Annotated in this window: 28 protein-coding genes and 1 riboswitch; of the genes, 2 read left to right on the forward strand and 26 right to left on the reverse strand. The window is 58.7% G+C overall.

Annotated features, from left to right (window positions below; all coding sequences use genetic code 11):
- Positions 1 to 39: 39 nt before the first annotated feature.
- From spoIIID to spoIIR, 23 genes are all read right to left on the reverse strand, one after another.
- On the reverse strand, positions 40 to 327 hold the full coding sequence (gene spoIIID, locus RBI05_RS08550; RefSeq protein ID WP_310550775.1) for a sporulation transcriptional regulator SpoIIID: 288 nt from the start codon (positions 325 to 327) through the stop codon (positions 40 to 42).
- 203 nt (positions 328 to 530) lie between these two features.
- Positions 531 to 1286, reverse strand: coding sequence for a M23 family metallopeptidase (locus RBI05_RS08555; protein ID WP_150459512.1), 756 nt, complete (start codon positions 1284 to 1286; stop codon positions 531 to 533).
- A gap of 53 nt (positions 1287 to 1339) precedes the next feature.
- Positions 1340 to 2509, reverse strand: a complete 1170-nt coding sequence (locus RBI05_RS08560) for a SpoIID/LytB domain-containing protein (RefSeq protein WP_310550776.1) — start codon at positions 2507 to 2509, stop codon at positions 1340 to 1342.
- 169 nt (positions 2510 to 2678) lie between these two features.
- On the reverse strand, positions 2679 to 4049 hold the full coding sequence (gene murA / locus RBI05_RS08565) for a UDP-N-acetylglucosamine 1-carboxyvinyltransferase (protein ID WP_310550777.1): 1371 nt from the start codon (positions 4047 to 4049) through the stop codon (positions 2679 to 2681).
- Between the two features lie 204 nt (positions 4050 to 4253).
- Positions 4254 to 4511, reverse strand: coding sequence for a DUF1146 family protein (locus RBI05_RS08570; protein ID WP_310550778.1), 258 nt, complete (start codon positions 4509 to 4511; stop codon positions 4254 to 4256).
- A gap of 274 nt (positions 4512 to 4785) precedes the next feature.
- Positions 4786 to 5202 carry a F0F1 ATP synthase subunit epsilon gene (locus RBI05_RS08575; RefSeq protein WP_150459516.1) on the reverse strand — a complete coding sequence of 139 codons (417 nt, stop codon included), beginning with the start codon at positions 5200 to 5202 and terminating at the stop codon, positions 4786 to 4788.
- Positions 5203 to 5255: 53 nt separating this feature from the next.
- The gene (gene atpD / locus RBI05_RS08580) at positions 5256 to 6656 is read right to left on the reverse strand and encodes a F0F1 ATP synthase subunit beta (RefSeq protein WP_150459517.1); all 1401 of its coding nucleotides are present in this window, start codon (positions 6654 to 6656) and stop codon (positions 5256 to 5258) included.
- Between the two features lie 98 nt (positions 6657 to 6754).
- Positions 6755 to 7630 carry an ATP synthase F1 subunit gamma gene (atpG, locus tag RBI05_RS08585; protein ID WP_310550779.1) on the reverse strand — a complete coding sequence of 292 codons (876 nt, stop codon included), beginning with the start codon at positions 7628 to 7630 and terminating at the stop codon, positions 6755 to 6757.
- Between the two features lie 225 nt (positions 7631 to 7855).
- Positions 7856 to 9367: a F0F1 ATP synthase subunit alpha gene (gene atpA, locus RBI05_RS08590; protein WP_310550780.1), complete on the reverse strand. Its 1512-nt coding sequence runs from the start codon at positions 9365 to 9367 to the stop codon at positions 7856 to 7858.
- Between the two features lie 11 nt (positions 9368 to 9378).
- Positions 9379 to 9930: a F0F1 ATP synthase subunit delta gene (locus RBI05_RS08595; protein WP_310550781.1), complete on the reverse strand. Its 552-nt coding sequence runs from the start codon at positions 9928 to 9930 to the stop codon at positions 9379 to 9381.
- Positions 9927 to 10415: a F0F1 ATP synthase subunit B gene (atpF, locus tag RBI05_RS08600; protein WP_150459521.1), complete on the reverse strand. Its 489-nt coding sequence runs from the start codon at positions 10413 to 10415 to the stop codon at positions 9927 to 9929. Before atpF ends, RBI05_RS08595 begins: the two co-directional genes overlap by 4 nt.
- 130 nt (positions 10416 to 10545) lie before the next feature.
- Positions 10546 to 10770, reverse strand: a complete 225-nt coding sequence (gene atpE, locus RBI05_RS08605; protein ID WP_310550782.1) for a F0F1 ATP synthase subunit C — start codon at positions 10768 to 10770, stop codon at positions 10546 to 10548.
- Between the two features lie 72 nt (positions 10771 to 10842).
- The gene (gene atpB, locus RBI05_RS08610; RefSeq protein ID WP_150459523.1) at positions 10843 to 11664 is read right to left on the reverse strand and encodes a F0F1 ATP synthase subunit A; all 822 of its coding nucleotides are present in this window, start codon (positions 11662 to 11664) and stop codon (positions 10843 to 10845) included.
- Positions 11654 to 12067: an ATP synthase subunit I gene (locus tag RBI05_RS08615; protein WP_150459524.1), complete on the reverse strand. Its 414-nt coding sequence runs from the start codon at positions 12065 to 12067 to the stop codon at positions 11654 to 11656. The genes atpB and RBI05_RS08615 overlap by 11 nt, the downstream gene beginning before the upstream one ends.
- Positions 12060 to 12314, reverse strand: coding sequence for an AtpZ/AtpI family protein (locus RBI05_RS08620; protein WP_150459525.1), 255 nt, complete (start codon positions 12312 to 12314; stop codon positions 12060 to 12062). The genes RBI05_RS08615 and RBI05_RS08620 overlap by 8 nt, the downstream gene beginning before the upstream one ends.
- Before the next feature lie 173 nt (positions 12315 to 12487).
- The gene (gene wecB / locus RBI05_RS08625; RefSeq protein WP_150459526.1) at positions 12488 to 13663 is read right to left on the reverse strand and encodes a non-hydrolyzing UDP-N-acetylglucosamine 2-epimerase; all 1176 of its coding nucleotides are present in this window, start codon (positions 13661 to 13663) and stop codon (positions 12488 to 12490) included.
- 58 nt (positions 13664 to 13721) lie between these two features.
- The gene (upp, locus tag RBI05_RS08630) at positions 13722 to 14351 is read right to left on the reverse strand and encodes a uracil phosphoribosyltransferase (protein ID WP_310550783.1); all 630 of its coding nucleotides are present in this window, start codon (positions 14349 to 14351) and stop codon (positions 13722 to 13724) included.
- 334 nt (positions 14352 to 14685) lie between these two features.
- Positions 14686 to 15933, reverse strand: a complete 1248-nt coding sequence (gene glyA / locus RBI05_RS08635) for a serine hydroxymethyltransferase (protein WP_310550784.1) — start codon at positions 15931 to 15933, stop codon at positions 14686 to 14688.
- Positions 15934 to 15976: 43 nt separating this feature from the next.
- Complete coding sequence (locus tag RBI05_RS08640) at positions 15977 to 16555, reverse strand: TIGR01440 family protein (RefSeq protein ID WP_310550785.1); 579 nt, start codon at positions 16553 to 16555, stop codon at positions 15977 to 15979.
- Between the two features lie 73 nt (positions 16556 to 16628).
- A riboswitch (ZMP/ZTP riboswitch) is annotated at positions 16629 to 16711 on the reverse strand.
- Positions 16712 to 16761: 50 nt separating this feature from the next.
- Positions 16762 to 17349, reverse strand: a complete 588-nt coding sequence (locus tag RBI05_RS08645) for a low molecular weight protein arginine phosphatase (protein ID WP_150459406.1) — start codon at positions 17347 to 17349, stop codon at positions 16762 to 16764.
- Positions 17350 to 17409: 60 nt separating this feature from the next.
- Positions 17410 to 17985: a manganese efflux pump MntP gene (locus tag RBI05_RS08650; RefSeq protein ID WP_310550786.1), complete on the reverse strand. Its 576-nt coding sequence runs from the start codon at positions 17983 to 17985 to the stop codon at positions 17410 to 17412.
- Between the two features lie 137 nt (positions 17986 to 18122).
- Positions 18123 to 19364 carry an L-threonylcarbamoyladenylate synthase gene (locus tag RBI05_RS08655; protein WP_310550787.1) on the reverse strand — a complete coding sequence of 414 codons (1242 nt, stop codon included), beginning with the start codon at positions 19362 to 19364 and terminating at the stop codon, positions 18123 to 18125.
- Between the two features lie 143 nt (positions 19365 to 19507).
- Positions 19508 to 20290, reverse strand: coding sequence for a stage II sporulation protein R (gene spoIIR, locus RBI05_RS08660; RefSeq protein ID WP_456299748.1), 783 nt, complete (start codon positions 20288 to 20290; stop codon positions 19508 to 19510).
- A 223-nt stretch (positions 20291 to 20513) separates the two neighbouring features.
- On the opposite strand from spoIIR, the gene RBI05_RS08665 reads away from it, so the two are divergent.
- Positions 20514 to 21440: a metal-dependent hydrolase gene (locus RBI05_RS08665; RefSeq protein ID WP_332842837.1), complete on the forward strand. Its 927-nt coding sequence runs from the start codon at positions 20514 to 20516 to the stop codon at positions 21438 to 21440.
- Between the two features lie 43 nt (positions 21441 to 21483).
- A complete protein-coding gene (locus RBI05_RS08670) occupies positions 21484 to 21813 on the forward strand; it encodes a heme oxygenase (protein WP_150459402.1) in 330 nt (109 codons plus the stop codon).
- Between the two features lie 477 nt (positions 21814 to 22290).
- Here RBI05_RS08670 and RBI05_RS08675 read toward each other — a convergent pair whose 3' ends face one another.
- From RBI05_RS08675 to prfA, 3 genes are all read right to left on the reverse strand, one after another.
- The gene (locus RBI05_RS08675; protein ID WP_310550789.1) at positions 22291 to 23517 is read right to left on the reverse strand and encodes an FtsW/RodA/SpoVE family cell cycle protein; all 1227 of its coding nucleotides are present in this window, start codon (positions 23515 to 23517) and stop codon (positions 22291 to 22293) included.
- 157 nt (positions 23518 to 23674) lie between these two features.
- A complete protein-coding gene (locus tag RBI05_RS08680) occupies positions 23675 to 24745 on the reverse strand; it encodes a N5-glutamine methyltransferase family protein (RefSeq protein WP_310550790.1) in 1071 nt (356 codons plus the stop codon).
- A gap of 4 nt (positions 24746 to 24749) precedes the next feature.
- Positions 24750 to 25817: a peptide chain release factor 1 gene (gene prfA / locus RBI05_RS08685; protein WP_150459399.1), complete on the reverse strand. Its 1068-nt coding sequence runs from the start codon at positions 25815 to 25817 to the stop codon at positions 24750 to 24752.
- Positions 25818 to 26030 lie beyond the last annotated feature (213 nt).

Below are 26030 nucleotides of genomic sequence, written 5' to 3' on the forward strand. Positions count from 1 at the left end.
ATGCAAGAACCCTGGAAAACCGCCGAAAAATGCAAAAGTTTACGACTTTGCCGCCACCGCCACTTCCCGTTTCTTTACGGTCGACTTTTTGTATTTGATTTTGGTGGCTTCTCCCCCCCGAAGATGGCGGACCTGCTTGTGATATTCGAGAATGTGCTTCACCTGATCGGCCAGATCCGGGTTGATCTCCGGCAGACGCTCGGTCAGGTCCTTATGCACCGTACTTTTGGAAACCCCGAATTCTTTGGCTATGGTCCGGACCGTATGCCTGGTTTCCACGATGCAGCGTCCGATTTTGATCGTCCGTTCCTTGATGTAATCGTGCACGCTCCCGCCTCCCAACTGTGGATAGTTTGGTACATTATATGAGGGGCGGGCCTAGATATTCGCGCTTTGCGGGCCAGACATGCCGGGACAGACCCATTTAATTTGCCGGACAACCGTCGGATAGTCCCGTTTAACCGATACTTGACGCCTACCTCCGGTTTGCGCAAAAAAGCCAGGAGCGGCGTGCTCCTGGCCGGGCAGACTTATTTTTGCGGAAGCAGATCCGCAGGATTGACCACCTTGCCGTTCTCGTACACTTCAAAGTGCAGGTGGTTTCCGAGATCCTTCTCCAGTTCGTTGCGTCCGGCGGCTGCCAGCGTCTCGCCCTGCTTGACTTCGTCGCCGACCTTAACCTTGGCTTCGCCGACGCTCTGGTATACCGTCTTCAGATTGCCGTCATGCGTAACTTCAATGACATTTCCGAGCACCGGCACATCTTCGACCCGGGTTACCTTGCCGCTCAGGGCCGCCTTGACGTCGAACTCCTGATTGTCCTTGCGGGCCAGGTCAATGCCGTTGTTCGTCATGAACGTGTCGCCGCTCTGCACCATGGCCTGAACGTGATTCTCATCCGTACCATTCTGGTCGTAATACGGCTTCACGACTTCAATCTCGCCCGGACTTGCGACCGGCCATGCCAGATTCTCGGCCGAGGCTACTACCGGAGCGGCGTCCTGATCCGGCGTCTTGACATCGGCGCTTCCGGACTGCATTCCTCCGACATCCTGCGAGACTACAGCGGCGGTGTCGGTCTTCGGCGTCTGCGTGCCGGCGTCCTGGTAGACCCACACCAACGTTAGAATGATAGCCGCTGCCGCCGTATACACCGCCGGGAACACCCAGCGTCTGGACAACATTTTGTTCCAGGTGGAAGGCTGATGCTTGGTTTCTCCCGATTTAGGTTTGAGAGATTCCTCCTGGGACGGTTTGTTTGTTTGATTTTCATTCATTTTGCTCATCACCTCAGTAACCAGTGTTACCGGGGTTTGGGCATTTATACGTTTCTTTCACGTTATTTTTTCAAAAGAGTCGAGACTTGGGCAAAGCCGATTCCCGTGTAGTAGTGTTCGAGAATCATGGTCGCTGTCGATCCCTCCAGCGCCATCCCGTTCGCGCCCCACTGGCTCATTCCGACCCCATGGCCGCTGCCGTAAGAAGTAATGGCTATGCCGTCTGGCGTAAGCTTCCAGGTGAACTGGCTGGAGCGGAGCCCCAGCTTCTCGCGCACCTCGCGGCCGGTGAACGTCACGCCGTCAATCTCGACGGCCTTGACCCGCTTGCCGGCAGTCACAGCCTCCAGCCGGAGCTGCGGGGCCGCACCGGCGGCGGACAGCCCGCGCAGTCCCGTGAGACGATGCCGGGTCTTGACGCCCACGGCGGCGGCCGCGCCGGCGGACCCGGAATTCTCCGGAGTCCCGGCGGCCCCCAGGGCCTCGGCCCCTGCCCGAACAGCCGATAGACCAAGCTTCTCCCGCAGCTCCTCGCGGCTGAAGGTGACGGTCACCGCGTAGTTGGGAGCCAGCTCCTTGTCCCAGGGACTCGCGACACTGCGCAGATAGGGAATCGTCGCCTTCCAGTAATCCTCCGAATTCTCCGTATACCCCCCACTGGAAGCGAAGAAAGACGCCGTGATCGGCTCTCCGCGGTACGTCATTACAATGCCCCGCGTCTCCCGGACAGCGCGGCGGATCTTGGCGAGGTCGGCTGACCGGCCTCCTTTGGCCCAGTCCCGCCTCAAGACGGCCCGCGAGATATAAGCCTGGTGGCTGACCGTGTCGGTGACATCGGCCTCCGGAACCGGCACGCCGCTGTGGTCGCCGGCCCGCAGCCGGCGGACAATGAACGTGCGGGCGGCGATAGCCTGGGCCTTCAGCGCTTCCAGCGCGAAGTCGGCCGGCATCTCGGCCGCAACCACGCCGCTGACGTAGTCTTCCAGCGGCAGCGTCTCCATTTGTCCGCTCCGCGACAAATAGACGGATACCTCCGGCTGCGCGGCTTCGTCCGCAGCCGGAGAGGGCGCCGCCGCAGGCGCGGGCGGCAGCGGAGCCGGCGCGTGGTGCCGCAGCGGCACCACGGCCAGCGGCAGCAGCAGCGCCGCAAGCAGCGGCGCCGCCGCCAGGACCGCGGGCGCGAAGCGGCGCGCGCCCCGGCCGTAAGGGTAACGGCGGCGGAACTCTTTCATTCGGGTTCATCCTCCTTGCCTCAATTCATCCGTATACTCATAGTTATGAGATTAGGAGGCAGGACAGAACCCTGTAACGGAACAAGCTTCGGCCCGCGCACAAAAAAAACGGGACCCTAAGGTCCCGTCTTATATAACAAAGTTATAGGGATGTCTGCCATAGAAGCTCTCAGCCCAAGGTAGGCTGAACCTGAAACAGCGGAACGATCTCCTCGGCCTGGGCAGCGGCTGCCTCGGCCTTCGCCGTCTCCGGCTTGCTTCCGATTTCGGTCGCCTTCTCCTCCAGCGAGATGCGCCAGATATCGGCGCCGAGGCCCTGAAGCTTCTCGGCCAGATGTACATAGCCGCGATCAATATGATGTGTACCGCTGACTTCGGTGGTGCCTTCGGCTACGAGTCCGGCCAGAATCATGGCCGCTCCCGCACGCAGGTCGGTCGCACATACCTTGGCCCCGACGAGCTGTGCCCCGCCGGTAATAATGGCCGAACGGCCCTCAATCTTGATCTCGGCGTTCATGTTGTGGAATTCATCGACATGCATGAAGCGGTTCTCGAAGACCGTCTCCGTCACTACGCTGGTTCCCTCCGAGCGAAGCAGCAGCGCCATCATCTGGGACTGCATATCCGTCGGGAAACCCGGGTAAGGAAGGGTCTTAAGATCTACCGCTTTCAGCGGCTTGTCGGCGATTACCCGCACCCCGTTCTCATCGGGAAGGATCGTGACGCCCATTTCCTCCATCTTGGCGATAACCGGGCCCAGATGATCGGCAATTGCGCCCTCCACATAGACGTCGCCGCCCGTAATCGCGGCAGCCACCATGTAGGTGCCGGCCTCGATCCGGTCCGGAATGACCGTGTGCCGCACGCCGTGAAGGCGCTCTACGCCTTCGATCCGGATGACGCCGGTGCCTGCGCCGCGGACGATCGCGCCCATGCTGTTCAAATAGTTGGCGAGATCGACAATCTCCGGTTCCTTGGCGGCGTTCTCGATCGTGGTTACGCCTTCGGCAAGTGCCGCCGCCATCATAATATTCTCCGTCGCGCCGACGCTGGCGACATCCAGATACACTTTGGCACCGCGCAGTCTTCCGTGGCTCCGGGCTTCGATGAAGCCTTGGCCCAGACTGATCTCCGCGCCCAGCGCTTCAAAACCTTTCAAGTGCTGGTCAATCGGCCGGGTGCCGATGGCGCAGCCGCCGGGCAGCGAAATACGCGTCCGGCCCAATCGGGACAAAAGAGGTCCCATTACGAGAAAAGAAGCCCGCATTTTCCGCACCCACTCATAAGGTGCTTCACAGGTCGCCAGTTCGCGTGCATCCACTTCAATTACATCATTGGAATATGTAACGCCCGCACCCAGAGATTCGAGTACTCTGCTGATGGTCATCACATCATCGAGCGGAGGTGCGTCGATGATGACGCTGACTCCTTCTTCTGCCAATAGAGAGGCGGCTATGATCGGTAATACAGAGTTTTTAGCGCCGCTTACCTTTACGCTTCCGGTCAATTTTCTGCCGCCGCGGACGATAAATTTGCTCATCTTCTTCGTTCCCTCCGCGTCCATTATTTTCATTGTCGCTTGTGTCATTACTCCGTATCAAGTTCAGCGTCTTCCGCGTCCGCCGCCGCGGCCACTCCCCGAAGGAGTGCTGCTTTTCGTTCAGTGTTTGCCATTGAAATCGTTATTATTCGGCGAATGACTTGGCTCTATAGCTTAAGACATTAATAACCGAACCTTCGCACCTTAAAACAGGCGGCGCATTTGCAGGCTCCAGCCCAGGTAATCCAGCAGGAAGTTTGCCACAAAGTGTCCCAGCACGATCGCAAGCAGCAGATGGAGAAGCCGCCCTTGAGGGCTCTTGGGATATCTTATGATCGTATCCAGCTTGAGGTTCTGCAAGGACCACCATGCGATGGCCACACAGAGCAGCGATACGGCCATGAACAGAATGCCGGCGGCACCCGTCGTGTTCGACAGCTCGGTGGCTAAATTCTCTTCCATGGGAACCCCCTTGTCTATGCCTGTCGCAAATCGACTCTTATATCATACTTGCGCTTCAAGAAAGAATCCAGTACTTTTACAAATATTTAAGCAACTTGTTACTTGTAAACGCTATCTAGCATCAATGTCCAGTCAGCAATTACAATCTGACATCAGCTGCTGCCTTTTCCTTCTCACTCCGGCTCGTTCTTAACAGCGAATTCCTTGCGTCCCCCCTTAATTTCTTATGACAAAATGAAAAGCAGCCCCGCCCAAGGCGAGACTGCTCCTGTTTTTAGTGGTGTCCACTACGGGAGGACACTTTAATCCGTGTAACCGCCCGCTGGAGAGCCAGCTCGGCCCGGCGGTGATCGACCTCGTCCATCTTGCCGCGGGACTGAAGACGGCGCTGCGCGCGTTCCTTGGCAGCCTCGGCCCGTTCCAGATCAATCTCGGCGGGCAGCTCGGCGCTCTCTGCGAGAACGGTTACCTTGTCTTTATGCACTTCGAGAAAACCGCCATGAACGGCGAGCGTTGTCGTGCCTTCTTCCGACTTGATGGTCATTGGCGCGACCCGGAGCGGAGTCACCAGCGGAACGTGTCCCGGCAGAATCCCAAGCTCCCCTTCGGCGCCAACCACGCTAAGGCTGTTGACCCGCTTGGAGTAGACCAGGTGATCCGGCGTGACGATTTCAAGCAAAAAGGTGTTCACTTCCCATTCCTCCTAACCGCTTTACCTATGCGCCCGGGGCATGAGCCTCCGGATTACAACGTTTTCGCTTTCTCCACGGCTTCTTCGATCGTTCCAACGAACAGGAAGGCGGCTTCGGGCAGATCGTCATGCTTGCCGTCCAGAATTTCCTTGAAGCTGCGAACCGTCTCCTTGATCGGCACATATTTGCCTTTGAATCCGGTGAACTGTTCCGCAACATGGAATGGCTGGGACAGGAAGCGTTCGACTTTACGGGCACGGGCCACGATCAGCTTGTCTTCTTCGCTCAATTCGTCCATACCGAGGATGGCGATAATGTCCTGAAGCTCGGTGTAGCGCTGAAGCAGCTGCTTCACGCCCTGAGCGACATTGTAGTGTTCTTCGCCGACAATCTCCGGAGCGAGGATACGCGAGCTGGAAGCCAGCGGGTCCACGGCCGGGAAGATGCCCTTCTCGGAAATTTTACGCTCCAGGTTGGTCGTTGCATCCAAGTGAGCGAACGCCGTAGCCGGAGCCGGGTCGGTATAGTCATCGGCAGGCACGTAGATGGCCTGGATGGAAGTAACGGAGCCCTTCTTGGTGGAAGTGATCCGTTCCTGCAATTGGCCCATTTCGGTAGCCAGCGTCGGCTGGTAACCTACCGCGGACGGCATGCGGCCGAGCAGGGCGGATACTTCGGAACCCGCCTGCGTGAAGCGGAAGATGTTGTCGATGAACAGCAGCGTGTCGCGTCCTTCTACATCGCGGAAGTATTCCGCCATCGTCAGACCCGTCAGTGCCACGCGCAGGCGCGCGCCCGGCGGTTCATTCATCTGTCCGAACACCATCGCCGTTTTCTTGATAACGCCGGAGTCCGTCATTTCATGGTACAAGTCGTTTCCTTCGCGAGTACGTTCGCCGACGCCGGCGAACACGGAGATCCCGCCGTGCTCCTGGGCGATGTTGTTGATCAGTTCCTGGATCGTAACGGTCTTGCCTACGCCGGCGCCGCCGAACAGGCCGATCTTACCGCCCTTGGCGTAAGGAGCCAGCAGGTCGATTACCTTGATGCCGGTCTCCAGAATCTCAGCCTGGGTAGACAGCTCATCAAAGGTTGGAGCCTGACGGTGGATCGGGTTCTTCTGAACCGGACCCATCGCTTCGCCGTTGTCGATCGGGTTGCCCAGTACATTGAACACGCGCCCCAGCGTGGCTTCGCCGACCGGAACCGAGATCGGGCTTCCCTGGTCGATGGCATCCAGTCCGCGGACCAATCCGTCCGTGGAGGACATGGCAATGCAGCGAACCAGGTTATCGCCCAGGTGATTGGACACTTCCAGCGTCAGATCGCTGTGACGGCCGCTCTCGGGAGTGGCCTGGATCGTGATCGCGTTGAAAATTTCGGGCAGCTGGCCGCGTTCGAATTCGATATCGACGACCGGACCCATAATGCTGACTACGCGTCCTTTATTCATTGAATTGTTCCCCTCCTCGTATCTTCAAAAAGAAAGGGCGGCGCAACCGCCGGCCCCGCTTGCCCTGTACGCCCCTTAGCCCGGGGCGTGAAGGCGAACTAGCCCTGCGCGTTGGCGCCGGCCACGATTTCCGTAATTTCCTGTGTAATGGCCGCCTGACGGGCCCGGTTATAGGTCAGCGTAAGATCGCCGATCATCTTCGATGCATTCTTCGTCGCGCTGCCCATGGCCGTCATCTTCGCGCCCAGCTCGCTTGCCTTGCCGTTGAGGACCGCGCTGTAGATCAGCGTCTCGGCATACTTCGGCAGCAGCACTTCAAGCACGCCTTCCGGAGAAGGCTCATACTCATAGCCGGCCTGCAAAGTACCCGGTTGCGGCTTCGCCGCGCTCTGCGGCTCCATCGGCAGCAGACGCTCCACGGTCGGAACCTGGCTGATGGCGTTCATGAACTGGCTGTAGCAGATATAGACTTCATCCAGCTTGCCTTCCTCGAACTGGCCGACTGCCGAATAGGCGATCGACTTAATGTCGGCGAAGCTTGGCGTATCCGACAGCTCCGTAATTTCCTCCAGAATCGGGTAGTCCCGGCGGCGCAGAAAATCGCGGCCTTTCCGCCCGATCACGAACAGACCGTATTCGCCCTTGGAAGCGTGCCGTTCGGCGAGAGTCTGGGTGACCTTGCGTAGCAGGTTGGCGTTATAGCCGCCCGCAAGACCCCGGTCGGAGGTGATGATAATATAGCCCGTCTTCTTCACCGGACGGCTGACCAGCATCGGATGCTGGACTCCCGTGGTGCCCGAAGCGATGCTGCCCACCACTTCCTTCAGCTTCTCCGCGTAAGGGCGGGAAGCTTCCGCTTTCTCCTGCGCCTTTCTCAGCTTGGAGGCGGCAACCATTTCCATCGCCTTGGTGATCTGTCTCGTATTCTGAACGCTCTTGATTTGGCGTTTGATGTCACGCATGCCTCTTGCCATGTTTTCACCACCTCAAAGCTTTGGCGAAGCCAAAGCTGGCTTCGTAAGCGTAATCTGTGCTTTGGCGAAGCCAAAGCTGGCTTCGTAAGCATAATCTGTGCTTTGGCGAAGCCAAAGCTGGCTTCGTAAGCGTAATCTGACAAGCATTATAACCCGGGTTCTGCCCGCAGCCCGGATCCGAATGAACCGCGGGAAGATCGGTTAATGATAGAGTATGGATAAGGCTTAGCTTACAGCAAAGCCTTTCTTGAACTTCTCGATGGTGTCCTTCAGCGCAGCTTCATTGTCGGCTGTCAGATCCTTCGTATCGGTGATCGACTGGATGACTTCGGAGGCGTTGCTGGCCACATAGGCAAGGAACTCCTTTTCGAAACGTCTGACGTCCTTCACCGGAATATCGTCGAGGAATCCTTTAACCGCTGTGTACAAGCTGATCACCTGATGCTCAACCGGAAGCGGCTGGCCGGTTCCCTGCTTCAGAATTTCCATCATGCGGGCGCCGCGGTTCAGACGGGCCTGCGTCGATTTGTCGAGGTCGGAGCCGAATTGCGAGAACGCCTGAAGTTCGCGGTATTGGGCCAGATCCAGACGGAGCGAGCCGGCAACCTTCTTCATCGCCTTGATCTGGGCGGAACCGCCTACGCGGGATACCGAGATACCGACGTTGATAGCCGGACGCTGGCCGGAATAGAAGAGGTCCGATTCCAGGAAGATCTGCCCGTCGGTAATCGAGATGACGTTCGTCGGAATATAAGCCGATACATCGGAAGCCTGGGTCTCGATGAACGGCAGAGCCGTCAGGGAGCCGCCGCCGAGTTCGTCGCTCAGCTTCGCTGCGCGTTCCAGAAGGCGGGAGTGGAGGTAGAAGACGTCGCCCGGGAAGGCTTCGCGGCCCGGAGGACGGCGGAGCAGCAGGGACAGCTCGCGGTAAGCGGCGGCCTGCTTGGACAGATCGTCATAGATAACGAGAACGTGCTCGCCCTTGTACATGAAGTATTCGCCCATTGCGCAGCCGGCATATGGAGCGATGTAGAGCAGCGGAGACGGTTCGGAAGCCGAGGCCGTAACCACGATTGTGTAATCCAGAGCGCCATGGCGGCGAAGCGTTTCAACAACCTGTGCAACCGTGGACTGTTTCTGTCCGATGGCTACATAGATACACTTCATGCCGTTGCCCTTCTGGTTGATGATGGCATCAATTGCGATAGCCGTCTTACCGGTCTGACGGTCGCCGATGATCAGTTCGCGCTGACCGCGGCCGATCGGCACCATCGCGTCGATGGCTTTCAGACCGGTCTGCATCGGTTCATGAACCGATTTACGGTCGATTACGCCCGGCGCGCTGTTCTCAACGGGACGGAATTCGGTCGTCTCGATCGGACCCTTGCCGTCGAGCGGCTGGCCGAGCGGATTGACTACGCGGCCCAGCAGCGCTTCGCCGACTGGCACTTGCATGATGCGGCCGGTTCTTTTAACCTGATCGCCTTCACGGATTTCCGAATATTCGCCGAGGATAACGACACCGACGTTGCTCTCCTCCAGATTGAGCGCCATGCCCACTACTCCGTTGGAGAATTCCAGCAGCTCTCCGGCCATGGCATTCTCCAGGCCGTATACGCGGGCGATCCCGTCGCCGACTTGAATAACCGTGCCGATTTCCGCTACTTCGATATCGGCTTTGTACTGCTCGATCTGACTTTTGATCAAAGTGCTGATTTCTTCAGGTCTGATGCTCAATTTGTTCACCCCTATCTTCTGTGCTTGTCGTTAAAAGATTTCTCTAGACGTTCCAGCTTCCCGGACAGGCTTCCGTCATACAGCTTATCGCCGATCACAACTTTCAGTCCTCCGAGCAGGCTCTTGTCGATCACATTCGTAATACGGATCTTGCGTCCGGACAGCGCGCTGAACCGCTCCGTTACGGCCGCCTTCTCTTCTTCGTTCAGCTCGTAGGTCGAGTAGACCACGGCGTCGGCGATACCCAGACTTTCACCTTCGATTCGGAGATAGCTCTCCAGAAGATCATTCAGGATCTCCAGTCTGCCGCGCTGTACCAGCAGCTCGAGCGTGTTCAGGACCGGGCCCGACACCTTGCCTTCCAGCGCCTTCTTCAACACAGCCAGCTTGTCTTCCCCGGAGATCCTGGGCGTTCCGATGAATCGCTGCAGGTCGGAATCGGCATTCAGCGCATTCACCAGACTCTTCAGCTCTTCTTCTACTTCAAGCGTACGCTTCTCTTCAAAAGCAACCTCGAACAGAGCCTTCGCGTATCTCTTGGCGACTACCGCATCCTGGCTCATGACCGGCCTCCAACCTCTTTGAGGTATTGATCGACCAGCTGTTCCTGAGCGGCGTCAGGCTGCACTTCCTTCTCCAGCAGCTTGGATGCAATCTTGACCGAAGCGGCGCCCAGTTCGCTGCGCAGAGCTTCGACCGCTTTGTTCTTCTCGTTCTGGATATCGCGGACAGCGTCGTCTTTAAGGCGGGCCGCTTCCAGCTTGGCCTGCTCGATCAGCTGCTCGGACTGCTTGCTGCTCGTCTGTCTGGACTGCTCAATGATCTCGTAAGCTTCCTTGCGCGCTTCTTGCAGCGCCTGCTTCTGCTCTTCGACATAAGCGACCGCCTGCTCCCGCGTCTGGGAAGCTTCGTTGATTTGCTGCAGTACCAGTTCCCGGCGCTTCTCCATAACGGAGAACAGCGGGCCGAACGCGTATTTGTTAAGCAGGAAATAGAGAATCAGGAACGCGATCAGCGCAAGCACCAAAGATGTGATTGAAAAATGCACGTGTGGGTCACTCCTTTCCGATGACATGCGGCCGTGTACGACCGGTTATTCGGCTCTTTATCTTCTCTTAGGGTAAAAAAGAAAGCGCGGAGGGCCGTGGCCTTCCCCGCCAGTCTATTGCATGGGTTATTTATGCGCCTGTGTAGAAAATGAACGCCAATACTACACCGATAATTGGCAGGGCTTCAACCAGACCTACACCGATGAACATCGTTGTCTGCAGAGTGGACTTCGCTTCTGGCTGACGGGCAATACCTTCTACCGTCTTGCTGACGATCAGACCGTTACCGATACCGGCGCCCAGCGCGCCCAAACCTACCGCGATAGCTGCCGCGATATATGCCATAACTCCCATTTTAATAAATCCTCCTTAGATGTGTAATGATGTATTGGAATTCAGACGAACTTGCGGACGTCTGTCTTGAAGCTAATGTTCCTCGTGCGTGTCAATCGACTGCGAGATGTAGACAAACGTCAGAATCGTGAAGACGAAGGCCTGAATCGATCCGACAAATATACTGAATCCCTGCCAGACCATCAACAGCGGAATCGCTGCAATCGCGCCAATCAGATTGAGGGTTCCAAGCTTGATAATGACGGAGATCAGCACCTCGCCGGCAAAGATGTTGCCGAATAGACGCATGCCGTGCGTCAGCAGCTTGGAGAACTGCTCGATGATATTGATGGGCAGGAAGAAGGAGAACGGCTGCAAGTAATGCTTGAAGTAGTTCTTGGTGTTCCTCGTGATGCCCAGGAAATGCACCAGCACAAAGATCATCAGAGCCAGGCCAATCGAAACGGAAGCATCGGCGGTCGGAGATTTCCACCAGGCGACGCCGACTTCAGCTTCTTCGCCGGGGTTGTCGATTTGGGCCTGATGCAGTTTCTCTGTAACCGAGACAATCTCATGCCCGAAGATGTGGGCCTTGCTGGCATCCGTATATTCGGTAACTACCCCGAACGGAAGGCCCAGCAAATTAGCTACAAATATGAACATGATGAGCGTCATGCCCAGCGACAGATAAGGCTTGCCCTTCTTCAGATCCATTGTACTGGAGATTAGGCCCTGAACGAACTCAACGACCCATTCCATAAAATTCTGAAGCTTGCCGGGGTTCTCCACCGACAGATTGCGGGTAGCCAGACGGGCGAGGACAAAGACGATAACGCAGGTGACGACCAGCATCAGCACGATTGACAGATCGAAATCCAGGCCCCACAGATTAATAACCGGTGACTCATGTATCATGTTTCTCACCCCTTTCTCTCCGCGAAGTTCGATCTTCATTAAAGACAGTGATAAACCCTACGATGAAAATGGTAAACTGTCCGGCTACAAGACTCGCACAGACAGCAACTTCATTAAAGTAATGAGGGTACTCAAGCGGAAGCAGAATCGCCAGAATGGAAGTCGCAATCCGGACTCCGAATCCAAGCGAGGCTCTCTTCCCTCCCCCTGCGGCTGCATTGGCTATTTGCTTGATCTTGAAGCCCATGTACAGCACATTGAGGCAGCTGACCGTCGCCCCAAGCACTACTCCATGAAAAACGGTCCGGCGATGCGGCATGAGCTCGGCCACAAGGAGACAGATCACGGCGATTCCCGCAATGCTCATGGTCAGCAACCTGGTTAACTTTGCGGAATCATCCATCAATATCCCTCATCATTCTCTTGATTACAGCGAAGATGCTTGCAGCACCCGACAGCATCCCGAATAATACGCCCAGACCGATCCAGAGACCGGGGTTTCCCCACATGCCTCCGACCCATCTTCCGAGAAAATAGCCTCCGAGCGTACAGCCTGCCAGATCAACGCCAATTGCGCTTACAAGGCCCATGGCTCTAAGCGCTTTCCCCGTATTGGGATCGCCGCTTCCAGGCTGGCCTGGCTGATTCATAAAATCCCCACCCTTGGAATTCCAATTCATTTTACTGAATGTTACAAGAGTTTGTCAATGCAGTGAAAGCGGCGTCACAGAGGGCTGAAATTATGAAAATAATCACAGCATTTTGTTCCAAAACCATATAAACCGTACAGTTTCACTGTATGTAAAACAAGCGGCTCTTACGATTAGGAATTTGCCTTGCTCAAGCTATTTGTGAACATTCTGTTAAATTGTTCGGGACGCTCTTCAATAACTCCGAAATGGTGAAGAATCGCATTGACAATCCTCTGCGACGCTTTGCCATCTCCATACGGGTTGGCGGCCCGGCTCATCGACTGATAGAGGTCTTCATCCGTCAGCAAAGCATGTGTCCGTTGATACACCTTCTCTTCATCCGTCCCCACCAGTTCCAGCGTGCCGGCCTCAATTCCTTCCGGACGCTCCGTTGTATCGCGCAGTACCAGAACCGGTACGCCGAAGGAAGGAGCTTCTTCCTGAAGACCGCCCGAGTCGGTCAGAATCAGGTGGGTATGCGGGTAAAAATTATGCAGATCCACGACATCCAGCGGATCGATCAGCTTGATTCGGGGGTGATTGCCCAGAATCTCGTACGCCGGCTCTTTGACGGCCGGACTTGGATGTACGGGATAGCAAATGGCGATGTCCTCGAACTCGTCTGCGATTCTTTTGATGGCACGGAAAATATGACGGTGCGGTTCGCCTTGTGATTCCCTGCGGTGCGCCGTCATCAGAATTAGTCTTTTTCCGGCTGCCCAATCCAATACCGGATGCCGGTAGCCCGGCTGTACGGTATATTGAAACACATCGGTTACGGTGTTGCCTGTGATATAAATACTTGACTCTTTTTTATTCTCGTGTCTCAAATTTCCCGCCGACCAGTCGGTCGGAGCGAAGTGAAGATCGGCCAGAACGCCTGTCAGCTGACGGTTCATTTCCTCCGGATACGGGGAAAGTTTGTTCCAGGTCCGGAGGCCCGCTTCGACATGCCCCACCTGAATCTGCTGCAGGAAAGAGGCGTAGCTGGCTAAGAAAGTCGTCAGCGTGTCGCCGTGGACCAGCACAATGTCCGGCTTGGCTTCCCGCAGTACCGGCTCCAGTCCTTCCAGCACCCGGATGGAGATCTCGTTCAGCGTCTGGCGGTCCTTCATCACGTCCAGATCATAGTCCGGCGTGATCTCGAATACCTCCAGCACCTGATCGAGCAGTTCACGATGCTGGGCCGTCACGCAGACGATAGTCTCAATGTGCTCGGGATGACGCTTCAGCTCCAGCACGAGCGGCGCCATCTTGATTGCTTCGGGACGCACGCCAAATACGGTCATTACTCTAAGCTTGGACATAATTCTTCCTTTCCTCCGCCTCGAAGGGCGGCTTCATCGGCTTCTGAGGATCGCTGCGTTACTTAGTTCCGTAGAGGCGATCTCCTGCATCGCCAAGACCCGGAATGATGTACCCATGCTCATTCAGATGGTCGTCAAGAGCGGCTACGTAAATATCGACGTCAGGGTGGGCTTCCTGAACGGCAGCCACACCTTCAGGCGCGGCAATCAGATTCATCATTTTGATCTGTGTGCAGCCCCGGTTCTTCAGCGAGGTAATCGCCGCAATGGCGGAACCGCCGGTAGCGAGCATCGGATCAATCACAATCAACTCTCTCTCCTGAACGTCGGTTGGCAGCTTGATGTAGTACTCCACCGGCTGCAGCGTCTCCGGATCACGGAACAACCCGACATGGCCGACCTTCGCCGCCGGCAGCAGCTTCAGGACGCCTTCCAGCATGCCCAGACCTGCGCGCAGAATCGGAATCAGCCCCAGCATCCGGCCGGAAATCACTTTGCTCTCCGTCTGAGCGACTGGAGTCTGGACGGTCATGTTCTCAAGCGGAATGCTCCGCGTAATTTCGTATGCCATCAGTGTTGCAACCTCGTCGACGAGTTCCCGGAACTCCTTCGTGTTGGTCCGCTCGTCGCGGATAAATGTCAGTTTGTGTTGAATAAGCGGATGATCGCAGATCACCAATTTGCCCATATGCTTGTCCCTCCGGCCATTATTGTACTCACCGGCCGTTAACCGGCCCTAAATCCTGTTTATTATATCATCCCTGCCGAAGCATTTCACCTAATGTGGAAAAGACGAAAACTTAACATGCGTTTTCATTATTATTCGCTGTGTTTCACAATTTTTTCATGAAAATGAATGAAATTTGTTTGAACGCAGATCGCCTGATTTCTGAAAATTCCATCAAGGGTTCCGCTTACAATTGTGGCCAAAACATGGCCAAAATAAAAAGCCCCGCCTGTAGGATACGCAGGCGGGGAACAAGCAAAACGAACTTCCAATAATATAGAAGAAACAATAGGGCTTAGTACTGGAGTCCGGGGTAGATCGGGAAACGCTCGGTCAGCGCAGCCACCCGGCGCGCAGCGTCCTTGAGTACGCCATCATCCTTCGGCTGCTTCAGGACCGCCGCAATAATGGCGCCGATCTCGGTCATGGCCTGCTCGTCCATACCGCGGGAAGTAACGGCCGGCGTGCCGATCCGGATGCCGCTTGTTACGAACGGGCTGGTCGGGTCGAACGGAATGGCGTTCTTGTTGACGGTAATGCCGATCGAATCCAGCACCTTCTCCGCATCCTTGCCCGTAATGTTCAGATTCCGGGTATCCACCAGCATGAGGTGGTTGTCCGTGCCCCCGGATACGATGTTCACGCCTTCGGCAATCAGCGTTTCGGCGAGCACCTTGGCATTCTTGACCACATTCTCTGCGTACGTCTTGAAGGACGGCTGAAGCGCTTCGCCGAACGCCACCGCCTTGGAGGCGATCACATGCATCAGCGGTCCGCCCTGCGTTCCCGGGAAGACGGCCTTGTCGATCGCCGCCGCCCAAGGCTGTCTGCAGAGAATCATGCCGCCGCGGGGACCGCGGAGCGTCTTGTGCGTCGTTGTCGTGACAAAGTGGGCGTGCGGAACCGGGCTCGGATGCACGCCTGCGGCTACCAGACCGGCGATATGCGCCATATCGACCATGAAGAGGGCGCCCACATCCTGGGCAATGGAAGCCAGCGCTTCAAAGTCGATGGTCCGCGGATAAGCACTCGCCCCGGCTACAATCAGACGCGGACGGTGCTTGAACGCCGCCTTGCGGACTTCATCGTAGTCAATGAGGAATGAATCCTCCTGCACACCGTAGGCTACAAAGTTATAGAGCAGACCGGAAGCATTGACCGGGCTGCCGTGCGTGAGATGGCCCCCGTGGGCCAGGTTCATGCCCAGCACCGTATCCCCGGTGTTCAGCGCGGCCAGATAGACAGCGAGGTTCGCCTGGGCGCCGGAGTGGGGCTGCACATTGGCATGCTCGGCGCCGAACAGTTCCTTGGCCCGGTCGCGAGCCAGGTTCTCGACGATGTCCACATCTTCGCATCCGCCGTAGTAACGCTTGCCGGGATAGCCCTCGGCATATTTGTTCGTCAGAACGGAACCCATCGCTTCCATGACGGCTTCGCTGACGATGTTCTCGGACGCAATCAGTTCGATATTCGCCTTCTGGCGTTTCAGTTCAAGCCCCATGGCTTCCAGTACAGCAGGGTCGCTCTTGCGCAGTTGCTCCATTTCTTTGTTTCCTCCTCCAAAATGATGATGAAACACGCTCGTATTACTCGCAGTTGCCCGCGTTGCCGCGGAGGGGCGCCGTGTAGACGGCGCGCTCCCCGCCGATCAGCGGCGGCCGGGTAAAGGCGGCGGTTACCCGGGCCCGTCCCACTTCCCGCAGCGACGGCCGGAACGGCACTGCTACGCGGCGCAGATGCATGCCGATCAGCGTCTCGCCGATGTCGATGCCGCCGTGCGCTTCCACCGTCTCGGCCAGAACCGGGTCGCTCATCGACTCGTAGGCAGCGGCGGCCATTGAGCCGCCTGCGCCGGGCACCGGAACGGCGGAGACTTCCTTCAGCCCCAGCCGCTCCAGCAGCCCGCGCTCCATTACAATGGCGCGGTTCAAATGCTCGCAGCATTGGAAGACAGGCTCGAAGCCGTATTCCTCCGCCGCCCGGCGGACACCGGCCAGCAGCCGGCGAGCCGTCTCCAGCGCCCCGCCTGTACCGATGCGCGCCCCGGCTACCTCGCTCGTGCTGGCGCCGATCACAACGACCTTCCCGGGACCGAGCCGTCCCGCTTCAGCCAGCTCCCGCAGAATCGCTGCGGTCGCCTCTTCCCAATCCGTGGATGCTTCCAAGTCTTCAGCCCCCTTCTGACAGCGGCTTCCATTTAAACAAAAAAGAGCAGTCCGCGAAATGGCTGCGGATTTGCTCTTCTGCCCAGGCGACCGGCCGTTTATTCCGGTGCTCCATCGTGGTTAATCCCACACTTGTCGCCAGTTACACCGAAACCTTGATTTGCTCTTTTATATTAAAGCATCACACGCCGAAAATCAACCGTTCCTTACAGCAGACGCAAGCTTTCGAGCTTGTCCAGCAGACGGTACAGCGAACTGCGGATTTCGGCCGCAGCCAGCTCGTAATCCTCCCGGCTTCCGCCGAACGGATCTACAATGTCGCCGCTTGGAATGCGCTGGCGGATCTCGATCACCCGCTGCAAATCCTCGGATTCGGGCTCCCGGCCCAGCGTCCGGCTCAATTCGATGCCGGCATAAAGACTGTCCAGTTCCTCCAGATCGCGGCGCACCGACTCTTCATCCTGCACATATTCCTTGAGCGTATAGGTCTTGCCGACCGCCGCCGGATGGACCTGCAGCACATGGCGCTTGTGGCTCTGGGTCAGAGTCAGGACCAGATCGGCCCACTCAATGTGCCCGATCTTCAGCTGCGAAGAGGTAATATCTCCCTGAACGCCTTCGTCGCGCAGTATGGCTGCGGCATGGCGGGACATGGAATTGCCGTCGATGGCGGCGACTCCGGCCGACCGCACCTCCAGATCCAGATTGCGTTCGGCGGCCAGCTTGCGGAGCAAGCCTTCGGCCATGGGACTGCGGCAGGTGTTGCCGGTGCAGACAAACAAGATGCGAAGCATGCGGGTCACCTCCAAGTAGAATGTATAACTCCAGACAGTCCCGAAATTACAATAATTGTATCAGAAGATAAACAACAAGCCAAACCCCAGCAGAATCGCTCCTCCGAGCGCTTCCCCGAAGCTGCCCAGCTTCCGGCTGGCCCGTCTTCCGAGCAGCAGACCGGCGATCGCCATCAGACCTCCCGCTGCGCCGAAGGCCAGCACGGTGAGGGATACATTGCTGACGAACATCCCCAGCGACACGCCGACCGAGAAGGAGTCAATGCTGACGCTCAGCGAGATCAGCAGCATGCCCCACAGCTTCCGGTGGTCGATTGCCCGGGCCCCTTCCTCATCGCCGGGGCGGAAAGAGTTCACAACCATATGTCCGCCGAGCAGAACCAGCAGACCGCCGGCGGCGGCACCGGCTACCCGGCCCAGAAGATGCCCCACATACTCTCCCGTGAACAGGCCCAGCAGCGGCATCACGACATGAAACACAGCGATCAGCAGACTCATCTGCAGCACATGCAGCAGCCGGATGCCCCGCATCCCGATGCCGACACCGAGCGAAAAGGCATCGAATCCAAGCGCCACCGCCATCATCGCTACCGTCAGCACCTGCCCCCAGCCGGCATACACTTCTCCTACGCCCATCCCGAACCCTCCATACCCCACGAGTGTCTGTCTCTCCACGATATGCAGAGGAGCGGACAAACATGACGGGCAGGGGGAGAAGGCGGACGGGCAGCGGAACGCAGAGATGCCGGGCAGTCAGACTCCCGGGCAAAAAGCTACCGGCCGGCCTCGATCACGCGGCCGGCCGCCGCCTTCAGCAGCCGGTTCATGACGGCTGCCCCGAGCCCTTCCTCCGGGCAGGCCTCCGCAAGGATATAGGTGGCGCCCGCTTCATCGAAGCGGCGGAGCGCGGCGTACAGCGTGCGCGCCGCCGCTTCGAGCCCGGCCAGCGGGCCGAGGGACACGGTGCAGGCGGCTGCGCCGGCGGGATAGAGCGGGACATGCTCCTCGAAGAGAAGCAGTCCCGTCGTCTCGCCGCGCGCCGCCGCCTCGGCCAAGAGGCCCGCCGCCGTCTTCGCCGCGGCCTGCGGCGAAGACGCGCGCACGATGCGCAGCTCGCCCCGCGGCGCATAGTGCGCGTACTTCATGCCCGGCGCGCGCGGCGCCGGGCCGCTGCCGCCCGCATCCGTGCGGGCGGCGTCCGGTCCGGCGGCGTCATCGCCGGACGCGGGAGGCTTCACGGCATCCGCAGGCGCCGTGAAATCCACCGGCGGCGCGGGCGGCAGCACCGCGTCCGCGCCGACGACGGCCGCGAGCTGCTCGGCCGTAATGCCGCCGGGGCGGAGCACGGCGACCTTCCCGTCATCCAGCACCTGGATGACGGTGGACTCCAGGCCGACCCCGGCCGCTCCGCCGTCCAGCACTCCGCCGACCGCTCCGGCGAGGTCGTCCAGCACATGGGCGGCCGTCGTCGGACTCGGCCGCCCGGAGCGGTTGGCGCTCGGTGCCGCCACCGGGCAGCCGGCCGCTGTCAGCAGCGCCAGCGCCACCGGATGGTCCGGCATGCGGATGCCGACCGTATCGAGCCCGGCGCTGACCCGGGGCGACACGGCGCCGCCGCGCAGCGGCAGCACCACGGTCAGCGGGCCGGGCCAGTAAGCGTCCATCAGCGCCGCGGCCGCAGGCGGCACCTCGGTTACTAAGCCTTCCAGCGCCGAGCGGTCGGCGATATGGACAATCAGCGGATTGTCCGACGGCCGGCCTTTTGCCGCAAAGATCCGCTGCACCGCCTCCGTGCTTTGCGCATTGGCTCCCAAGCCGTAGACCGTCTCTGTCGGGAAGGCCACCGTCTCTCCGCGCCGCAGCAGCTCGGCCGCTTCGGCCAGCGCCTGGCGGTCGCTCGCGCTCACCGGCGCAAGCGCCGATTCCGGGTCTTCCAGCTTCCAGCAGACCGTATGGGGTTCTCGCAGTCTCTCGTTCATGGCCTTCCATCCTCTTTCTGTTCTTCGCTCCGGCATAAGCAAAAGACCCTCGCCATGCGGGGCCTTCGCTGCCATGCGCAACTATAATTACCGGCAAAGCGCCGCCGGTTCATCCGGCCGCAGCCGTCAAGATTCTCTCCAAATACTATCACAGATCGGCTCAAAACAGTAGCTTGCTTCTACTTCCAGAGCGAGGCGATCCATTGAAACACCTTCTCCAGCAGCTCCACGATGAAGAATTTCACCTGCGGCGCTTCCGCCTTGGCGGCCGTACTCCCTCCCGTTCCGGCTTGGCCGGTCCCGTCCGGGACGGCTCCCTTCACAGCGCCTTTCTGTCCGGCCGCTGCCGTCTTCCCGTTCTTCGCAGCGGAATCGGCTTGTGCTCCGTTCCCGTCCGTCGGGGCCGGCTTGGCGGCGGCATCGCCGGACCCGGCGTCGATGAAGCACAGCGGCGGGAACAGCACGCACCACCAGTTCTGTCCGCTGCCTGCGCCGAGCGTAATCCGCAGCGCTTCGTAGTCCCCGGCGGGATAGACGGTTCCGCCGTACATTTTGGTCGGGAACGGCACAATGCCCAGCTCCACCTTATGGCCGTAGGTCAAGCCGCGTTCCTTCAGCTCCCGGTCCACCAGCGCGTCCAGCTCCGGCAGGTGGCTGCGGATCAGCGTCCGGGCCTGCTCCAGACTCTGCGGATCTTCCAGACCCGCCACCCAGGTGTTCATCTGCTCCACGACCCGGTCGCGGAGCTGCCGCTTGACGAGCTGATCGCCTGCGGAATCGGAATTGGCCAGAATCCGCAGCCGGATCGACTGGGCCGGAATGGCCGCTTCTACGGCGGCGGCATCGCTTTTTTGACTTTCCCAAGCCATCATCAGAACCATAATTATCGTAATTAAAATAGCGGTATGCTTGACGGCCTTTCGCAGCCCGTCCCCGGATATCCATGGCGTATGCTTCATCATTCTTCTCGCCCCTCTCACTCTCTGAATCTCTTATGTAAGGCAGTATGTCCGAAAGAGAGAGAAACTAAACCCCGCCTTTTCAATCCTTTTATTTCAATAGAGTGCAGGTATTTCCTCGCGCATGCAGAACTCTTCCGGTACATGGCAGATGGCAGATTAGGTACGAGGTACGAGACAAAAGCTCCGCCTTGCTGCGGAATAGGGGGACACCACTCTGGATTCCATGTTGTATCTAGGCTTTCACCTGCTTTCGCACCTCCTGCTCGGAATGTCGACAGCCTGGCTTCTACTCCCGCGCCGTACCCCGAGAGAACGGCTTCTTACCTTAAGCGCGGGCGCGGTATCTGCCGTCCTTCCGGACCTGCTGGGCGGAAGGGCAACGAACTTGTGGTCTCACTCTCTTATCGCCGCTCCACTCATCGTCCTGGTCGTAGCCATCCCCGCCTACCGTCTGCTCGGAGACATCCGGTTCCGGCGAGTCTGGTGTGCCTGCACCCTGGCGGAATGGATGGGGCACCTCCTTTTGGATATAATGGATCACGAGGTGGTTCTGCTGTATCCGCTGAATTCGGCCGCATTCCGGGTAGGTGCAATCACCCTGGGAGACCCGTTCATCTGGGTTCCGCTGCTGGCAGCAATACCGGCAGGCATCGTCATGAGATCCAGAAGGCGGCTGCCTGTGCTTCTCGGCGTGTGCGGAATTCTCTTCTATATGGCTCTGCGGATTACGGCAATGGAGCGAATTCTGCACCTTGCCGGGGAGGACATGCCGCAAGAAGAGACGGCTCATGTTACAGTAGAGCCGAATACGCATAACGAATACAAACTCTGGTCCAGAGACTGGCTGGAGTATCGGTTCAGCATTCTGAGCGCCCATCATTTAATGGGCGGATACGCCGGGATGCAGGGCGAGGAACTGGGGCGTACGCAGTGGCACGTTTTTTATCCCGAAGGCCAACAAATCCGGCGAATTGACGAGCAGTGGCAGAGTCTACCACGTTCGGGCAATTCTGCTGATTCCCTGTCTGTGACTGTTCTGAAAGAGTGGGAAGAAGGCGGTTATTCCTACCTAAAGGGAGAAGCGGCGGATCATCAGATCCATGTATTCAGGCACCAGGATGGCGGGGATTGGGAGGAACAACGGCAATAGGAGATCATTCTCTGCTTAAACTATGCAAAGGAGCTGAAGCGGCATGATTATTGTGACCAACCGGATCAGAGTGAAGAAAGGGATGGGCGAGGCGATGGCGCCGAGATTTGCTGCGCCGGGACCGCTCGATACCTTCGAGGGCTTCGTTAAGGTGGAGGTCTGGCTGACCCAGAACCTGACGGAGTATGACGAGCTGAACGTCAACATGTACTGGGATTCCATGGAGTCCTTCGGGGAATGGCGCAACAGCGATGCATTCAAGGCGGCCCACAAGCGTCCGGAGCCGGGCGCCGAAGCGGACCGCCAGGAATCTCCGGTTCTCGGCAGCGAACTGATCACCTACTCGGTGGCCGCGGTGAAAGAAAAGGCCTAATCTGGTTTTCACTGAACGATTGCATCAATAAAGGCTCTGCGGATATCGCAGGGCCGTTTATTTTAACCACGGAAGGTTGTTTCCAGCCCCCCCTTTCCCGCTCGGGTACCGCCTTTATTTCAGCAATCTCCCCTGCACGAGGATGTATGGCAAGGTTTGTATTGCTCCGTCAACAAGCGGGGGAGACAGCTTCCAGGTCGCTTCAACCATGCCGTCTTTTTTCACCAAGCAACGAGGCCTGGTCTTGCCCTCATATTGAACCGTCTGATTAAAGACCCAATAGGGGGTTACCCCTTCCTGTCCGGCGGGGATATCGGCTCCCGAAATTTGGTTAATTGTATTTTTTAATGCCTATAATCAAAGCGGCCGCCCAAGAAGAGTATTCTTGAACGACCGCTTGACTATAAAATCTCGATTGAGTTGTGTACACCCTCGGAACAGGCAAGACTGCGAACGCCGCTCCTGTCCCTCCCCCTCTCACGCCTGCTTCGCCGTCCTGGAAGTTCTGGCCGACTTACCGCCGGAGCCGCCCTTGGCAGGGCTGTTATACTCCAGTTCCGGCAAATCCTCTTCCTCTTCCCGCCCGTGCAGGCGCACGCTCATTACAAGCCCGATGCTCGCCATGTTGATCAGCAGCGAGGTGCCGCCATAGCTGATAAACGGCAGGGTGATGCCGGTCAGCGGCATGAGCCCAAGGAAAGCGCCGATATTCTCGAAGATCTGGTACAGCAGCATGGCGACGACGCCGACGATCAGCATCGGCCCGCCCCGGTCCCGGCACTCCAGCGCAATCAGAACCATCCGGTGAATCAGGATAAAATACAGCAGCAGCAGCACCGCCGAGCCGACGAAGCCGAATTCTTCGGCAATCTCGACGAAGATGGAATCGGAATACGTATACGGTACCCGCTCCGTCTGCACCGAGCTACCCTTCATGTAGCCTTCTCCGCTCATGCCGCCCGAAGCGATGGCCAGCTTGGCATTCTTCGTATGATAGCTGGCCTTGGCCGTCGCTTTCTCGGGCGCGAGCCACGGATCGAACCGCTCGACGAGATGGGGCCGTCCCAAGGTGTCGGAGAGAAAATGCGTCACCTGGTCATGGTAATGCACATAAGAGAAAATTCCCCCGCCGATGGAACCGCCGAGGATCACGAGTCCGAGCAGCGCATGGGTGAACCGGATGTTGCCGATCCACAGCATCCCCATCAGGATAACAAAATAGCTGAGTCCGTTGCCCAGGTCGTTCTGCATAATGACAATGGCGAACGGCAGCAGCGTCACCAGCGCGAGCGGCACGACATCGCCCCAGAACCGGAGCCTCGCCCGATTCTTGCGGAACAGCACCGCAGACAGGAACAGAATGAGAATCAGCTTGAACAGCTCTGCCGGCTGCAGGCTGAATCCGCCAAATTTGATCCAGCCCTGCGCCCCGTTCTCCACCTTGCCGATGAAGCTGACCAGCACGAGAATGCCGATGCCCAGGATGTAGATATAGAGCGCATATTTAACGAGCCAGCGGTAATCGAACAGCGACAAGCCGATGAAGGCCGCAAAGCCGAGCACATAGAATTTCAGCATCTTGATTTGGAAGCCGTCCTCGGCCCGGCCATGGGTCACGCTGTAGATCGCGAACAGGCTGATGACCATCAGCAGCAGCAGCACGACGACGATGCCGCCGTCGATTTTCTTGAATTTATGCAACAACGCGGCTCCTCCTAAGATTGAATCTTCACGGCCAGGCCCGAACGCGGCGCAGCCGTGCTGGCCATATTGATAATAAACGATGTCACGCCCCGCTTCGTTCCCGCAGTGCGCGGATACAATCGTTCTTCCCTCATTGTACGGAGCGGGGGCAGGTATTTCAACCGCGCGCCATTCCCAATACATGGCGCGGAATGCCGGCGAGATCGTCAATCGTAACGACCTCGTTCCAATGGCCGGCCGCGCGCAGCAGGCCGGCCACCGCTTCCGCCTGGCCGAGCCCGAGCTCGAAGCCGATCAGGCGCGGCGGGCGGGCGAGCAGCGGAAGCTGCTCCAGCATCCGGCGGTACGGGTCCAGCCCGTCCGCCCCGCCGTCCAGCGCGAGGTGCGGCTCGAAGTCCCGCACCTCCGCCTGCAGCCCGGCGAGATCGCCGCCGGGAATGTAGGGCGGATTGGAGACGAGGATATCCGTCTCCAGCCCCCGGAACGGCTCCAGCAGATCGCCGAGCCGCAGCTCCACCGCCGCGCCGTGCCGGGAGGCGTTGCGCGCGGCGACGGCCAGCGCCGCCGGCGAGAGATCGCCGGCCAGCACGCGCCACGCCGGCGACTCGGCCGCCAGCGTGACGGCGATGGCGCCGCTGCCGGCGCCGATGTCGAGCGCCGTCAGCGGGCGGACGGCGGACGGCGCCGGCAGCGGCTCGCTTGGGCCGTCTTCCGTTCCGGCCCCGCCATAACTGCCTTCCCCGCCTACCGTTCCAGCTCCCCCCTGACCGCCTTCTCCGCCGGAATCGCCTCGGCCGTCTTCCGCCGTCTGCCGGTCAGGCCCGGCGCTTCCGCTCCCGGCGCCCGCGCTCCCCGCCGGCCACAGCTCCGCCGCGTACCGCAGCACTGCCTCCACCAGCAGCTCCGTCTCCGGCCGCGGGATCAGCACGTCCGGCGTCACCTCAAAGGGGCGGCCGTAGAATTCCTGCTCCCCGATAATATACTGCGCCGGTTCGCCCCGGCCCCGGCGGCTGACCGCAGCCTGCCACGCTTCGGCCCGTTCCGGCGGGAACGGCTCGGCCAGCGCCAGGTAGAACCCCGCGCCCGAGACGCCCAGCACATGCTCCAGCAGCAGCTGGGCGCTGCGCTGCGGCTCGTGAGCTCCGCTTGCCGCCAAAAAAGAAGAAGCCTCCGCAAAGGCTTCCCGGATGCTTTGCACCTGCGACATAACAAATGCGCCTTGTCTCAAAGCATTATTCTCCTTTTTCCATCAGTTCCGCCTGCTCGGCAATCGAGAGCGCGGAGATGATTTCTTCAATCTCGCCGTTCATGACCTGGTCCAGCCGGTGCAGCGTCAGTCCGATCCGGTGGTCCGTCACCCGGCTCTGCGGGAAGTTGTAGGTGCGGATGCGCTCGCTCCGGTCGCCTGTGCCGACCTTCGACTTGCGTTCCCCCGCGTATTTCGCTTCCTCTTCCTGGCGCATCATATCGGAGATGCGGGCGCGCAGCACCTGCAGCGCCTTCTCCTTGTTGGAGTTCTGCGATTTGCCGTCCTGGCAGGTAGCCACGATGCCGGTTGGAATGTGCGTGACGCGCACCGCCGACTTGGTCGTGTTGACGGACTGGCCGCCCGCCCCGCTGGAGCAGAACGTATCGACCCGGATGTCCTTGTCGAGAATCTCGATGTCGATCTCTTCAGCTTCCGGCATGACCGCTACCGTAGAGGTCGAGGTGTGAATGCGTCCGCCCGATTCGGTCGTCGGGATGCGCTGTACGCGGTGCGCGCCGCTCTCGTATTTCATTTTGCTGTAAGCGCCCTTGCCGTTAATCAGGAAGATGACTTCCTTGAAGCCGCCGAGATCGTTCATGTTGGCGTCCATCAGTTCCACGCGCCAGCCCTGGTTGTCGGCATAACGGGTATACATCCGGTACAGGTCGGAAGCGAACAGCGCCGCTTCGTCGCCGCCGGCCGCGCCGCGGATTTCCACGATCACGTTCTTGTCGTCGTTCGGGTCCTTCGGCAGCAGCAGAATGCGGATCTTCTCCTCCAGCTCGGTCTGGCGGGAAGACAGCTCGTCAATCTCCATCTTCACCATTTCGCGCATGTCGTCGTCCAGCTTCTCGCCCTGCATCTGCTTGGCGGCGTCCAGCTCTTCCATGACGGTTCTATATTCAACGTAAGCCTCGTAAGCGGGCTGCAGATCGGATTGCTCTTTGGAATAGTCCCTCAGTTTCTTACTGTCGCTTGCAACATCCGGATCGCAAAGCAGTTCACTGAGTTTCTCATAGCGGTCCGCCAGAGATTGCAATCGGTCCAACAAGGGAATTCACCTCTCCTGATTCCATTCGGATAATTTGAAAAAAAGCGTCTACGCCCTTGCAAATAAACATGGCATACACGACTTTATATTATATCACGAAGAGCGGCGGTTGGCTACACCGCCGGTTACGGCCCTTCCCGCGCACCGGAACCGGTCCACCTCTCTTCGGAAGTTAATGGTCCGCTAACAAATCCGGTTTAGACTGGAAGAAAA

The organism is Paenibacillus glufosinatiresistens (genome assembly GCF_031470375.1).
GTDB classification, from domain to species: domain Bacteria; phylum Bacillota; class Bacilli; order Paenibacillales; family Paenibacillaceae; genus Paenibacillus_AQ; species Paenibacillus_AQ glufosinatiresistens.

What these genes read in the sequence shown, in the direction of transcription:
- RBI05_RS08555 (WP_150459512.1), bottom strand. Translation starts at nt 1,286, where the DNA reads ATGAGCAAAATGAATGAAAATCAAACAAACAAACCGTCCCAGGAGGAA.
- RBI05_RS08560 (WP_310550776.1), bottom strand. Translation starts at nt 2,509, where the DNA reads ATGAAAGAGTTCCGCCGCCGTTACCCTTACGGCCGGGGCGCGCGCCGC.
- murA (WP_310550777.1), bottom strand. Translation starts at nt 4,049, where the DNA reads ATGAGCAAATTTATCGTCCGCGGCGGCAGAAAATTGACCGGAAGCGTA.
- RBI05_RS08570 (WP_310550778.1), bottom strand. Translation starts at nt 4,511, where the DNA reads ATGGAAGAGAATTTAGCCACCGAGCTGTCGAACACGACGGGTGCCGCC.
- atpD (WP_150459517.1), bottom strand. Translation starts at nt 6,656, where the DNA reads ATGAATAAAGGACGCGTAGTCAGCATTATGGGTCCGGTCGTCGATATC.
- atpG (WP_310550779.1), bottom strand. Translation starts at nt 7,630, where the DNA reads ATGGCAAGAGGCATGCGTGACATCAAACGCCAAATCAAGAGCGTTCAG.
- RBI05_RS08595 (WP_310550781.1), bottom strand. Translation starts at nt 9,930, where the DNA reads ATGAGCCAGGATGCGGTAGTCGCCAAGAGATACGCGAAGGCTCTGTTC.
- atpE (WP_310550782.1), bottom strand. Translation starts at nt 10,770, where the DNA reads ATGGGAGTTATGGCATATATCGCGGCAGCTATCGCGGTAGGTTTGGGC.
- atpB (WP_150459523.1), bottom strand. Translation starts at nt 11,664, where the DNA reads ATGATACATGAGTCACCGGTTATTAATCTGTGGGGCCTGGATTTCGAT.
- RBI05_RS08615 (WP_150459524.1), bottom strand. Translation starts at nt 12,067, where the DNA reads ATGGATGATTCCGCAAAGTTAACCAGGTTGCTGACCATGAGCATTGCG.
- RBI05_RS08620 (WP_150459525.1), bottom strand. Translation starts at nt 12,314, where the DNA reads ATGAATCAGCCAGGCCAGCCTGGAAGCGGCGATCCCAATACGGGGAAA.
- wecB (WP_150459526.1), bottom strand. Translation starts at nt 13,663, where the DNA reads ATGTCCAAGCTTAGAGTAATGACCGTATTTGGCGTGCGTCCCGAAGCA.
- upp (WP_310550783.1), bottom strand. Translation starts at nt 14,351, where the DNA reads ATGGGCAAATTGGTGATCTGCGATCATCCGCTTATTCAACACAAACTG.
- glyA (WP_310550784.1), bottom strand. Translation starts at nt 15,933, where the DNA reads ATGGAGCAACTGCGCAAGAGCGACCCTGCTGTACTGGAAGCCATGGGG.
- RBI05_RS08645 (WP_150459406.1), bottom strand. Translation starts at nt 17,349, where the DNA reads ATGCTTCGCATCTTGTTTGTCTGCACCGGCAACACCTGCCGCAGTCCC.
- RBI05_RS08650 (WP_310550786.1), bottom strand. Translation starts at nt 17,985, where the DNA reads ATGGGCGTAGGAGAAGTGTATGCCGGCTGGGGGCAGGTGCTGACGGTA.
- RBI05_RS08655 (WP_310550787.1), bottom strand. Translation starts at nt 19,364, where the DNA reads ATGCCGGAGCGAAGAACAGAAAGAGGATGGAAGGCCATGAACGAGAGA.
- spoIIR (WP_456299748.1), bottom strand. Translation starts at nt 20,290, where the DNA reads ATGATGAAGCATACGCCATGGATATCCGGGGACGGGCTGCGAAAGGCC.
- RBI05_RS08665 (WP_332842837.1), top strand. Translation starts at nt 20,514, where the DNA reads ATGTTGTATCTAGGCTTTCACCTGCTTTCGCACCTCCTGCTCGGAATG.
- RBI05_RS08670 (WP_150459402.1), top strand. Translation starts at nt 21,484, where the DNA reads ATGATTATTGTGACCAACCGGATCAGAGTGAAGAAAGGGATGGGCGAG.